We start from the raw sequence: 11,591 nt of genomic DNA on the forward strand, positions 1-11,591 counted from the left end.
AAGATCCACTTTGACGCGTTCACGTCCGGTGCGGAGACAACACCGGTATGCGTGTCGTCATCGTGACCGAATCCTTTCCCCCCGACGTGAACGGCGTGGCCCACTGCGCGCTCCAGACCGCCCGGCACCTCGTAGATCGCGGTCACGCCCCCGTCGTCGTCGCCCCGGCCCCCGCGCCGGGACACCGGCCGGACGCCTCGGCGCCCTGCCCTGTCGTCCACGTCCCCTCCCTTCCGCTCCCGGGCTACCCCCAGGTCCGCGTCGCCCTCCCCAGCCGGCGCCTCGCCGCGACGATCGTCGGGCACCGCCCCGACGTCGTCCACCTGGCCAGCCCCTTCGTCCTCGGCGTGCGCGGCATGGCCGCCGCCGCCAAGTTCGGCGTCCCCGCCGTCGCCGTCTACCAGACCGACCTCGCCGGCTACGCCCGCACCTACATGGGCGCCGGAGAGGCCGCCGCCTGGCGCCGCATCCGCTCCGTCCACTCCGCCGCCGACCTCACCCTCGCGCCCTCCAGCGCCTCCCTGCACGACCTCGCCGCCCACGGCGTCCCCCGCGTGAAGCTCTGGCCGCGCGGCGTCGATACGGTACGGTTCCGTCCCGACCTCCGCGACGACGCGATCCGGCGCGAGATCGCCCCGAACGGCGAGACGATCGTCGGGTACGTCGGCCGCCTCGCCCCCGAGAAGCACATCGAACTGCTCTCCGGCGTGTGCGCGCTTCCCGGCGTCAAGGTCGTCGTCGTGGGCGACGGGCCCAGCCGGCCCGCGCTCGCCGAACAGCTCCCCGGCGCCGTCTTCCTCGGCCGCCGCACCGGCGACGAGCTCGCCCGGATCTTCGCCTCCCTCGACGTCTTCGCCCACACCGGGCCCTTCGAGACGTTCTGCCAGACCGTCCAGGAAGCCATGGCCAGCGGCGTCCCGGTCGTCGCGCCCGCCGCCGGCGGACCGCTCGACCTCGTCGCCGACGGGCGCACCGGGCTGCTCTTCCCCGCGGGCGACCGCGACGCCGCACGGGACGCGGTCGCCGCCCTCGCCGCCGATCCCGCGCGCCGGGCGTCCTACGGGGCTGCCGCGCGCGCGATGGTCGAGGGGCGGACCTGGGCCGCCGTCGGGGACCAGCTCATCGGGCACTACGCGGACGTGCTGGCCGCGCGGCGCCGGCAGGCGGTGGCGGCGTGAGCGGGGGCGAGGGGGTGCGGGGCGTGTCCGAGGGGACGCGTGAGGGTGCCTTTGAGGGGGTGCGTGAAGCCTCCGGGGGCGAGGGGGTGCGTGAGGCTTCCGGGGCGCGTGACGAGGCCCGTCAGCGCTCGGGTGAGGCTTCGGGGGCGCTGCGGGCCGCGCGTGAGGCTTCGGGGGTGCTTCGGGGCGCGCGTGAGGCCTCGGGCGCCGGCAAGGGGGACTGGCCGCGGGTCGTCCGTGACGGGGAGGGGCTGCGGATCGTCCGGCTCGCCAACTTCGTCGCCCCCGCCTCCGGCGGTCTGCGCACCGCCCTGCGCGAACTCGGCAAGGGGTTCCGCGAGGCCGGGCACGAACCCGTGCTCATCGTCCCCGGGCCCCGCCACACCGACCAGGACACCGAGCAGGGGCGGATCATCACCCTGCCCGGACCGGTCGTTCCCGGCACCGGCGGGTACCGCGTCCTCACCGACAAGAACCGGGTCGCGCGCCTCCTGGAGGAACTCGGCCCCGACCGGCTGGAGGTCTCCGACCGGACGACCCTCCGATGGACCGGCCGCTGGGCACGCCGCGCGCGCGTGCCCGCCGTGATGGTCTCCCACGAGACCGCCGACGGCGTCCTGCGCACCTGGGGCCTGCCCGAGGGCACCGCCCGCCGCGCCGCCGACGCCCTCAACGTCCGTACCGCGCACACCTACGCGCGCGTGGTGTGCACCACCGAGTTCGCCGAACGCGAGTTCGTCCGCATCGGCGCCCGCAACGTCGTCCGCGCCCCGCTCGGCGTCGACCTCGTCCAGCGCCACCCCTCACTGCGCGACCCCGGGCTGCGCGAGCGCTACGCCCGCGCCGACGAGGTGCTCCTCGTCACCTGCACCCGGCTGTCCGTGGAGAAGCGGCCCGGTACGGCCCTGGACGCGCTGGAGGCGCTGTGCGCCCGTGGCGTCCCCGCGCGGCTCGTCGTCGCCGGGGACGGGCCGCTGCGGGGCCGGCTCGAACAGCGGGCCCAGGGGCTGCCGGTGACCTTCCTCGGGCACGTGGGGGACCGGGGGGTGCTCGGCGCGCTCCAGGCGTCCGCCGACGTGTGCCTCGCCCCGGGGCCCGCCGAGACCTTCGGGCTCGCCGCGCTGGAGGCCATGGCCTGCGGCACGCCGGTCGTCGTCAGCGCCTCGTCCGCTCTGCCCGAGGTGATCGGGGGTGCCGGGGCTGTCGCCGCCGATCGGGGGGAGGCGTTCGCGGACGCCGTCGAGATACTCCTCGCCCGGGGTGAGGGGGAGCGGCGTGGGGAGGCTCGTGCGCGGGCGGAGTGTTTTGGGTGGGAGGGGGCGGTGGATGCGTTCTTGGCCGCTCATGAGGCGGCGGTGCCTTGTCGTGGGGAGGTCGGCGACGGGACGGTGCCGTTTCGTCGTAACGCTGACGTCGGGACGCAACCGTCTCGTTCTCGCGGGGGCGACGGGACGCAACCGTCTCGTTCTGAAAGGGGCGACGGGACGCTACCGTTTCGTTCCGACGTATGCGATGCGACGCAACCGTCCCGTCCCGACGTCACCGGCACGACGCAACCGTCCCGTCCCGGCGTGACCCGGAGCCTCGCGTGAACCCCATCCGTTTCGTCGCCCTCGGGGACTCGCTGACCGAAGGGGTCGGCGACCCCGTGGGCGAGGGCTGGCGCGGCTGGGCGGCGCTTCTCGCGGGCGGGCTCAGCGGGGAGCCGGTGGCCTTCACGAACCTCGCCGTCAGCGGGGCGCAGACCCGGGACGTGGTGGAGCGCCAGCTCCCGACGGCCCTGGCGCTGCGGCCCGACGTCGCCTCCGTGGTCGTCGGCGTCAACGACACCCTCCGCTGCACCTTCGACATCCACGCCGTCGCCACCCGCCTCGACACGGTGTACGGCGCCTTCGCGCGCCGGGGCGTGACCCTCCTGACCGCGTGTCTGCCCGACCCGGGGGAGATGCTGGGCCTCCCGGCCGTGCTCGCCCGCCCCCTGGCCCGGCGTCAGAGGGCCGTCAACACGGTCGTGCACGCCCTGTCGGAGCGGCACGGCGCCGTCCACCTCCACGCCGCCGAGGGCGCCTGGATCAGCGACCGGACGATGTGGAGCGCCGACCGTCTGCACCCCGGCGAACGGGGGCACCGGCAGCTCGCGACACGCTTCCACGCGCTGCTCGCCGAGTCGGGGCGGGCGACCGGGCCGGCGCCGTCGGCGGAGCCGGAGTTCCCGGTGCCCACGCGGTCGGCCAGCCTGTGGTGGCTGGCGACCCAGGGGAGCGCCTGGGTGGCCCGGCGGTGCACCGATCTGCTGCCCCAGTTGCTGACCCTGGCCGCCGACGAACTGCGCCACCGCGCGCGGGGGACCAGTGCACGGCTGGACCTGCGGGCCGCGGCAGCGGTGTCGGCGGCGTTGGGGGCGGTGTCGGTGGGCGCGGTCTCGCTGGGGGAGAGGCGGGCGGACGTGGCGTGAGCGGCTCGCTTCGGTACGGGCGTTCACCGAGCCCGGCACGGCGAAGGCGAGCGTCACGCGTTCACGGCGCCGGGCCGGGCACGGTGAACACCCGCGTGCGCAGTCGGCCCCTCACCTCCGCCGCACTCCCACGAACCGCACCGGAGTCCCCGGCACCGCCTGCGCCGCCGCCGCGAGATCCGCCGTACGGACGACCGCGATCACCGGGTACCCCCCGGTGGTCGGGTGATCGGCGAGGAACACGACCGGATGCCCGTCGGGCGGGACCTGGACGGCGCCCAGCACCATGCCCTCGCTGGCGAGTTCACCGGGCCGGACCCGCTCCAGGACGGGCCCCTCGGTGCGCAGACCGATGCGGTTGCTGGCCGAGGAGACCCGGTACGCGCGCGTGGTGAACGTGTCGAGGGCCCGGGCGGTGAACCAGTCGGCGCGGGGGCCCGGGGTGACGCGCAGGACCAGTTCGGCGGGCGGCGCCGGTCGGGGTGCCGTGTCCACGCGCGCGCGTGGGGGTGTCGGGCGGCCCAGGGGGAGGACGGCGCCGTTCGTGAGAGGCGGGGGGCCCAGGCCGGACAGGAGGTCCGTGGAGCGGCTGCCGAGGACGGGTTCGACGAGGAAGCTGCCCGAGACGGCGACGTAGGAGCGGACACCGGACGTCACCGTCCCGACCTCCAGGAGGGCACCGGCCGGGACGTGCACCGGAGCACCCCAGGGCGCCGGGCGCCCGTCCACGGTCACCGGACAGGGCGCACCCGCGACGGCCACGGCGACCGGGCACCGGGGACGCAGGGCACACCCGTCGAGGGTGGTCTCCAGCACGGCTGCGGAGGAGGGATTCCCGACGAGCCGGTTGACGAGCGCGGCCGTACCGGGGTCCAGCGCGCCGGAGTGCGGCACACCCAGATGGGCGTGCCCGGGGCGCCCCTGGTCCTGGAGCGTGGTGAGAGCGCCGGCACGAACCACGGCGAGAGCACGGTCGGTCACTTTCGGGCCCCCGGGTCCACCGGAACGAACCGCACGCGCGTCCCCGGCGACAGCAGCGCGGCGGGCACCCGCGTGTGGTCCCACAGGGCCGCGTCCGTCGTACCGATCAGCTGCCAGCCGCCCGGCGAGGAGCGCGGGTACACGCCGGTGTACGGGCCCGCGAGGGCGACCGAGCCGGCGGGGACGGCTGTGCGGGGGGTGCCGCGGCGGGGGACGTCGTAGCGCGCGGGCAGGCCGGTGAGGTAGCCGAAGCCGGGGGCGAAGCCGCAGAAGGCGACGCGGAACCCGGTGGACGCGTGGATGCGGGCGACCTCCTCCTCTGTGACGCCCCAGTGCGCGGCGACATCGGCCAGGTCCGGCCCGTCGTAGCGCACCGGGATCTCCACGGCGGCCTCCGCCCGCGCGGTGACCGGCGGGATCTCGGCCCTCGACAGCTCGGCGGCGAGCCCGGCGGGGTCCGTGAGGCCGTCCAGGAGGACCGTACGGGCCGCGGGGACGAGTTCACGGACCGTGAGTGCTCCGGCGGAGCGGCGACGGCTCAGCTCGGCGTGCAGCGCCTCGGCCTCGGCGCCGGAGGACACCTCGACGAGGAGCGCGTCGTCCCCGACGGGGAGGATCCGCAGGTTCGTGGTCATGCCCTCACCTTCCCGTCGGCCCGGGACCGCCGGCTTGCCGACGCCCCGGCCGGAGCACAGCACTCCGCACTCCCCGGACCCTCCCTACCTCGACCGTAACCCCCCTCACGCGAACGCCCCCACCCGCACCCCGGCCCCCTCCAGCCGCCGCCGCACCGCGCGCGCGAGGTCCACCGCGCCCGGCGTGTCGCCGTGCAGGCACAGGGAGCGGGCGTGGACGGCGACGGGCGCCCCCGTCCGCGAGACGACGTGCCCGGACGTGGCGAGGGCCAGGGAGCGTTCGACGACCGCCTCGGGGTCGTGGATGACGGCCCCTTCCTGCGCGCGCGGGACGAGCGTCCCCTCGTCCGTGTAGGCGCGGTCCGCGAACGCCTCCGGCACACCGGTCAGCCCCGCCTGTCCGGCCAGTTCCAGGAAGCGTGAGCCCGGCAGGCCGAGGACGGGAAGGCCGGTCCCGGCGAGGAGGACGCCCTCGACGACCGCGCGCGCCTGTTCCTCGTCGTGGACGATCCGGTTGTAGAGCGCGCCGTGCGGCTTGACGTACGCCACGCACGCGCCCGCGGCCCGCGCGAAGACGTCCAGGGCGCCGATCTGGTACGCGACCTCGGCGGTGAGTTCGCCGGGCGGCACGTCCATCGCGCGCCGCCCGAACCCGGCGAGGTCCCGGTAGGAGACCTGCGCGCCGATCGTCACGCCGTTGTCGGCCGCCAGCGCGCACACGCGCCGCATGGTGACCGGGTCCCCGGCGTGGAAGCCGCAGGCCACGTTGGCGCTCGTGACGACGGTCAGGAGCTGTTCGTCGTCGGTGAGCCGCCAGCGGCCGAAGCCCTCGCCGAGGTCGGCGTTCAGATCGATCATGCTGTCTCCTGTCGGAAGTCCGAGGAGCCCACGCGGTAGTGCTCGTCGCGGGCGTCGGTGAGGAACATCTGTCCCGGCGCGTGCGTGAGGGCGAACGGCGGGCGTGAGGCCATGACGGCCGCCTGCGGGGTGACGCCGCAGGCCCAGAACACCGGGATGTCGTCCGGTTCGGTGTCCACGGGGTCGCCGAAGTCGGGCCGGCCGAGGTCGGCGACGCCGAGCCCCGCCGGATCGCCCAGATGCACGGGGGCGCCGTGCACGGCGGGCAGCAGCCCGGTCTCCCGTACGGCCGTCTCCAGGTGCCGGGCGGGCACGGGGCGCATGGACACCACCATGGGCCCGGACAGGCGCCCCGCGGGGCGGCAGGGGCGGTCGGTGACGTACATCGGGACGTTGCGGCCCTGCTCGATGTGGCGCATCGGGACGCCCGCCCGGGACAGCGCCGACTCGAACGTGAAGCTGCACCCGATGAGGAACGCCACCAGGTCGTCGCGCCAGTACGCGCGCGCGTCCGTCGGCTCGTCCACCAGCTCCCCGTCCCGCCACACCCGATAGCGTGGCAGATCGGTCCGCAGGTCGGCGCCCTCGGCCAGTGGCGTCGTCCAGGAGCCCGCGTCCGTCACGTCGAGCACGGGGCACGGCTTCGGGTTGCGCTGGCAGAACAGCAGCATGTCGTACGCCCAGTCGGCGGGGACGGCGATCAGGTTGGCCTGGGTGTGGCCCGCCGACACGCCGGCGGTGGGTCCGGTGAGGCCCTCGCGGAAGCGCGCGCGGGCGGTTTTCGGGCTCCACGCGTGCGCGCGGGTGTCGACGGCGGTCACGGGACGGTCGTACGAAGTGGCCTTCACGTCAGTGTCCTTCCCTTGGTCTCCGGCAGGCCCAGGAGGGCGAGTGCCGCGATGCCGTAGCCGATCGCGCCGAAGACCAGGGCACCGCCGACGCCCCAGCTGTCGGCGAGGAAGCCGACGGTGGTCGGGAAGACGGCGCCGACCGCGCGGCCGGTGTTGTAGGTGAAGCCCTGGCCGGTGCCGCGGACGGCGGTCGGGTACAGCTCGGCGAGGTAGGAGCCGAAGCCGCTGAAGATCGCCGACATGCAGAACCCGAGGGGGAAACCGAGCACCAGCAGAAGCGTGTTCGCGCCGTGCGGGATGTTCGTGTAGACGAGGACGCAGACCGCCGACAGCAGCGCGAACAGCCAGATGTTGCGCCGCCTGCCCAGCCGGTCGGTCAGATGGCCGCCGGTCAGGTAGCCCAGGAAGGCGCCCGAGATCAGGAACGTCAGATAGCCGCCCGTCCCGACGACCGACAGGTTCCGGTCGTTCTTCAGGTACGTCGGCACCCAGGTCGCCAGCGTGTAGTACCCGCCCTGGACGCCCGTGGAGAGCAGCCCGGCGAACAGGGTCGTGCGCAGCAGCGGCCCCTTGAAGATCGCCGTGAACGAGCCCCTGCCGGCGCTCCGCTCGCGTACGGCGGTGGCCTGGGGGGCGTCCTGGACGCGGCGGCGCATCCACACGACCAGGAGGGCGGGCAGGGCGCCCGTCCAGAACATCACACGCCACGCCAGGTCGTGGTCGACGAGGGAGAACACCAGCGTGTAGACCAGCGCGGCGAGCCCCCAGCCGACGGCCCAGGAGGACTGGACCGCGCCGAGTGTGCGCCCCCGGTGCTTGTCGCTCGCGTACTCGGCGACCAGGATCGCGCCGACCGCCCACTCGCCGCCGAAGCCGAGGCCCTGGAGGGCGCGGAAGACGAGCAGCGTCTCGTACGTGGGCGCGAAGCCGCAGGCGACGGTGAAGACGGCGTACGTGATGACCGTGATCATCAGCGCGCGCACGCGTCCGATCCGGTCGGCCAGCACGCCCGCGACGGCGCCGCCGATCGCCGAGACGACCAGGGTGACGGTGGTGAACAGGCCGGTCTGCCCGCTGTCCAGGCCGAAGTAGGCGGCCAGCGCGACCATGCTGAGCGGCAGCGTGAAGTAGTCGTACGAGTCGAGGGCGTAGCCGCCGAAGGCGCCCGCGAAGGCGCGTCGGCCCTTCGGCCCGAGGGCGCGCAGCCAGCCCAGGGGGCCGCCGTCCGCGCCGGTCGTGGGGGAGTGGGTGTCGGTCGTGCTCATGGGGCACCTCGCAGACGATGACGGAGAGTGCGTGGGGATGAGCCGTGCGGGACCTGGCCAGGATGCGTAGCAAGGTAGAGGATCGTTGAACGATCCTTCAATACCCATGTTGTTTCGTTGAGATGTCTGCGGTTGAATTCCGGGCATGACGGAGCGGACGGGCCAACCGACGGGACTGGCGGACGACCGCGCCCTCCTGGGGCGCACCAGCACGGCCGAACGGGTCGCGGACATCCTCCGCAGCCGGATCGCCGAGGGCTACTTCCTGCCCGGCACCCGGCTCTCCGAGGACAGCATCGGCGGCGCCCTCGGCGTCTCCCGCAACACCCTGCGCGAGGCGTTCCGGCTGCTCACCCACGAGCGGCTGCTCGTCCACGAACTCAACCGGGGCGTCTTCGTGCGCGTCCTGACGGTCGAGGACGTCGAGGACATCTACCGCACGCGCGCGCTGGTCGAGTGTGCCGTCGTCCGGGGCATCGGCGAGCCGCCGTACGCGCTCGGCGCCCTCACCGAGGCGGTCGCCGAAGGGGAGGCGGCGCTGCGCGAAAGTGACTGGAAATCGCTGGGCACCGCCAACATCCACTTCCACCGCGCCCTCGTCGCCCTCGCGGGCAGCGCGCGCACCGACGAGCACATGCGCGGCGTCTTCGCGGAACTGCGCCTCGCCTTCCACCTGGTCGACGACCCGCGCGCGCTGCACGAGCCGTACCTGGCGCGAAACCGCCAGATCCTCCAGGCGCTCCAGCTCGGGAACCGGAAGCAGGCGGAAGAGCTCCTCGCGGTATACCTGAACGATTCACGCGAACGAGTGACGGAGGCGTACGAACAGCGCGTGTCTGACATGACCTAGTACGCCCCGGGATCCGCCTGCGGACCCCGGCGTTTGGGTCGTTGTCAGACCGAGGACCTAGTCTGTGCACCGTGACTTCGCCTGCATCGACGGACCGCGTTCCGCCCCAGCTCAGCGCGGCGCCGCGCCCCGCACCGGGCCCGGCCGCCGACGAGGGCCTGGCGCGTCGGCTGCGCGCCCTCGCCTGCACGGCCCCGCTGCACGACCTGGACGCCCGCAAGGCCAACCTCGCGGGCGAGTACTCGGTGTACGGCATGGCGGAGATCGCCCTCTCGGCGATCGACCTGGTCACCCTGAACATGGACTTCGACACCGGCGCCGACCACGACCACGTCGTCGCCCGCCTGCTCCCGCGCATCGCCGCCCAGGCCCCCGAGCGCCCCGCCGCGGAGCACGAGCGCGTGGCCCGCTGGGTCCTGGAGAACCTGATCAACGTCGGCAGCGTCGACCGCGGCTTCCGCGCGGTGTACGGCACGTTCGCAGCCGACGGCAGCTACGTGCGCCGCGACTACGACTTCAAGCTCGTCGAGGAGGTCCCCGGCTTCGACGGCGCCGTCTACCTCCGTACGACGGACGAGGCGGTCAACGTCCTCGTCGGCGCCCTCGACACGGACGTCACCAGCGCCCAGATCGCCGCCGAGGTCAAACTCGAGGTCCTCATCCGGCGCGGCCGGCTCGCCGACGCCCAGCTCGCCGCCGAGCAGGCCCGCTACCGCACGGTGCAGTACTCCGAGACCCTCCGCCGCGCCCTGGAGGCGACCCGGCGCAACGTCCGGGCCGTCGACTGGCTGAACGCCGTACCGGACATGATCGGCGAGGCACTCGAACACGTCGCCGACCGCTACCGCCACGAGAACGCGATCCTCACGAACATCCGCAAGGCACGCGACGAGATCGAGGACGCCGAGAACAAGCGGCGTGCCGCGGAACTCGTCGACATCGTCAAGGACTGCATCCGCCGGCACACGCAGCTGCAGTCCCGGCTCCTGGAAGCCGGCCCCCTGTTCCGCGCGGAACAGGACCGGCAGGCGTTCTCGACCCCCATGACGTCCTCCGGGATAGACCTCTACGGCCACCTCGTCGCCCCCGTCCTGCCGCTGCCCCTGGAGCAGGCGAGCCGCGTCACCGGGGCGTTCTTCACCAAGGGCGTCGGCATGCGCACGCCCGTCTCCGTGCGGGTCGCCGACCTCGTCGAGATCCTGCTCACGCCCCCCGTCGAGCGGGAGCACCTCGGCGCGGAGATGCCGGAGCCCGACCTCATCGCCACACCGGACGACAGCCGCTTCAGCGAGGAGCAGCTGTCCGCCGCCAAGGTCCTGCTGGACCTCCCGGCCGACGCGCCCCGCAGGCTCTCCGGACTGCTGTCCGAGGCCCGGCTCGCCGACCCCGACCTCCCCTACCTGGTGGCCCTGCTGGCCGTCCACGCCGCCAGCCCGGCGGTCGGGACCGCCTACCGGCAGGGCGAGGAGAAACTGCTGTTCGCCGTCGACGACGGGACGGAGCTGGACGACCCCGAGTTCGGCGGCGCGGACCTGATCGTCGGCACCGCATTGTTGGACGCTGTCGGCATGGCCGCGGATCGGACCGAGGCAGCTTGATGTTCTGGAGTTCTTGTCGTGAATGAGCCCGTCGAGTGGAGTGAACCGGAAACTCCCGCACCCCCGGCCCCCGCCGCCCTCACCCCCGCAGACGCGGCCGACGCCGCCCGGCTCGTCGCCTACGGGCTCCAGCCCAAACTGCAGCCCGCGCGCGACCAGGAGTACGCCGAACTCCTGCGCCGCCACCGCGAGGACCCCGCCTTCGCCCGGCTCGCCGACGCCGTCGCCGCCGGACTCGGCCTCGTCGTCCTGGAGGTGTCCCCGCGCGCGGGCATGGCCGTCACCGCCGGCGAGGACTCCGTGTTCGCCGTCCGCATGGGGGACTACGCGCGTCGTACCTCCGCCGACGGCAGCGACCGCTTCCTGCACGGCCTCGCCCACCTCGCCGTCGCCGCGATGGCCTTCCCCAGGCCCGAGGACCTCGCCGACGACGGCTACATCGGCCGGGTCAGCGTCCACGGCGTCGACGCCTTCGTACGGCAGGCGTGCCGGCGCCTGGAGGAGCGCGCCGCCGAGGAGGGCGAGAACACCGACCCGGCGTCCGACGCGCCCGGTCTGGAGTCCGCCTGGCGCGTGTGGACGCGCCGCAGCGCGACCGGCGCGACCAAGGACGCCCGCCGCCTCGCCGGGTCCACCACCGGCATCGTCGGCAAGGCCGTCGCCTTCCTCACCGACTCCGGGTTCCTCCAGCGCACCGGCGACGACAACGGCGGCACCTACCGCACCACCGCCCGCTACCAGCTCCAGGTACGGGACATGGCCGGCAGCGCCGCCCTCGCCGAACTGCTCGAACTCGGCGTCGTACCGGTGACCGACGGGACACCGACGCTGATGCCCGCCGAGGAGACCGAGGACCTGGACCTGGTGGCCGACGCCGGACTCCCGTTCCACGCGTGAACCGTTTCCGCCCTCGGAAACGA

Annotated in this window: 11 protein-coding genes; 6 read left to right on the forward strand and 5 right to left on the reverse strand. The window is 74.1% G+C overall.

Annotation, left to right across the window (positions count from 1 at the left end; translation table 11 throughout):
- The first annotated feature begins 47 nt into the window (after positions 1 to 47).
- The 3 genes from ACLZOT_RS43075 to ACLZOT_RS43085 all read left to right on the forward strand — a co-directional run bounded on the left by ACLZOT_RS43075 (position 48) and on the right by ACLZOT_RS43085 (position 3,633).
- Positions 48 to 1,178, forward strand: coding sequence for a glycosyltransferase family 4 protein (locus tag ACLZOT_RS43075; RefSeq protein WP_416974686.1), 1,131 nt, complete (start codon positions 48 to 50; stop codon positions 1,176 to 1,178).
- 251 nt (positions 1,179 to 1,429) lie between these two features.
- On the forward strand, positions 1,430 to 2,770 hold the full coding sequence (locus ACLZOT_RS43080) for a glycosyltransferase (protein ID WP_416974713.1): 1,341 nt from the start codon (positions 1,430 to 1,432) through the stop codon (positions 2,768 to 2,770).
- Positions 2,767 to 3,633, forward strand: a complete 867-nt coding sequence (locus tag ACLZOT_RS43085; protein WP_416974687.1) for an SGNH/GDSL hydrolase family protein — start codon at positions 2,767 to 2,769, stop codon at positions 3,631 to 3,633. Before ACLZOT_RS43080 ends, ACLZOT_RS43085 begins: the two co-directional genes overlap by 4 nt.
- A 111-nt stretch (positions 3,634 to 3,744) precedes the next feature.
- On the opposite strand, the gene ACLZOT_RS43090 is transcribed toward ACLZOT_RS43085, so the two are convergent.
- From ACLZOT_RS43090 to ACLZOT_RS43110, 5 genes are all read right to left on the reverse strand, one after another.
- A complete protein-coding gene (locus tag ACLZOT_RS43090; protein WP_416974688.1) occupies positions 3,745 to 4,614 on the reverse strand; it encodes a biotin-dependent carboxyltransferase family protein in 870 nt (289 codons plus the stop codon).
- Complete coding sequence (gene pxpB, locus ACLZOT_RS43095) at positions 4,611 to 5,237, reverse strand: 5-oxoprolinase subunit PxpB (protein ID WP_416974714.1); 627 nt, start codon at positions 5,235 to 5,237, stop codon at positions 4,611 to 4,613. Before pxpB ends, ACLZOT_RS43090 begins: the two co-directional genes overlap by 4 nt.
- 117 nt (positions 5,238 to 5,354) lie before the next feature.
- Complete coding sequence (locus tag ACLZOT_RS43100; protein WP_416974689.1) at positions 5,355 to 6,107, reverse strand: LamB/YcsF family protein; 753 nt, start codon at positions 6,105 to 6,107, stop codon at positions 5,355 to 5,357.
- A complete protein-coding gene (locus ACLZOT_RS43105; RefSeq protein ID WP_416974690.1) occupies positions 6,104 to 6,955 on the reverse strand; it encodes a putative hydro-lyase in 852 nt (283 codons plus the stop codon). The genes ACLZOT_RS43100 and ACLZOT_RS43105 overlap by 4 nt, the downstream gene beginning before the upstream one ends.
- Entirely contained in the window at positions 6,952 to 8,223 is a 1,272-nt protein-coding gene (locus ACLZOT_RS43110; RefSeq protein ID WP_416974691.1) for an MFS transporter, read from the reverse strand. The genes ACLZOT_RS43105 and ACLZOT_RS43110 overlap by 4 nt, the downstream gene beginning before the upstream one ends.
- A gap of 145 nt (positions 8,224 to 8,368) precedes the next feature.
- Here ACLZOT_RS43110 and ACLZOT_RS43115 point away from each other — a divergent pair, with 145 nt between their 5' ends.
- From ACLZOT_RS43115 to ACLZOT_RS43125, 3 genes are all read left to right on the forward strand, one after another.
- Complete coding sequence (locus tag ACLZOT_RS43115) at positions 8,369 to 9,073, forward strand: GntR family transcriptional regulator (protein WP_416974692.1); 705 nt, start codon at positions 8,369 to 8,371, stop codon at positions 9,071 to 9,073.
- A gap of 71 nt (positions 9,074 to 9,144) precedes the next feature.
- The gene (locus ACLZOT_RS43120) at positions 9,145 to 10,671 is read left to right on the forward strand and encodes a hypothetical protein (protein ID WP_416974693.1); all 1,527 of its coding nucleotides are present in this window, start codon (positions 9,145 to 9,147) and stop codon (positions 10,669 to 10,671) included.
- Between the two features lie 18 nt (positions 10,672 to 10,689).
- Positions 10,690 to 11,568, forward strand: a complete 879-nt coding sequence (locus ACLZOT_RS43125; RefSeq protein ID WP_416974694.1) for a hypothetical protein — start codon at positions 10,690 to 10,692, stop codon at positions 11,566 to 11,568.
- Positions 11,569 to 11,591 lie beyond the last annotated feature (23 nt).

This window comes from Streptomyces sp. 4F14 (genome assembly GCF_048159485.1).
Classification (GTDB): domain Bacteria; phylum Actinomycetota; class Actinomycetes; order Streptomycetales; family Streptomycetaceae; genus Streptomyces.

Coding starts and splice junctions, on each gene's coding strand:
- ACLZOT_RS43075 (WP_416974686.1), top strand. CDS start 48: ATGCGTGTCGTCATCGTGACCGAATCCTTTCCCCCCGACGTGAACGGC.
- ACLZOT_RS43100 (WP_416974689.1), bottom strand. CDS start 6,107: ATGATCGATCTGAACGCCGACCTCGGCGAGGGCTTCGGCCGCTGGCGG.
- ACLZOT_RS43110 (WP_416974691.1), bottom strand. CDS start 8,223: ATGAGCACGACCGACACCCACTCCCCCACGACCGGCGCGGACGGCGGC.
- ACLZOT_RS43115 (WP_416974692.1), top strand. CDS start 8,369: ATGACGGAGCGGACGGGCCAACCGACGGGACTGGCGGACGACCGCGCC.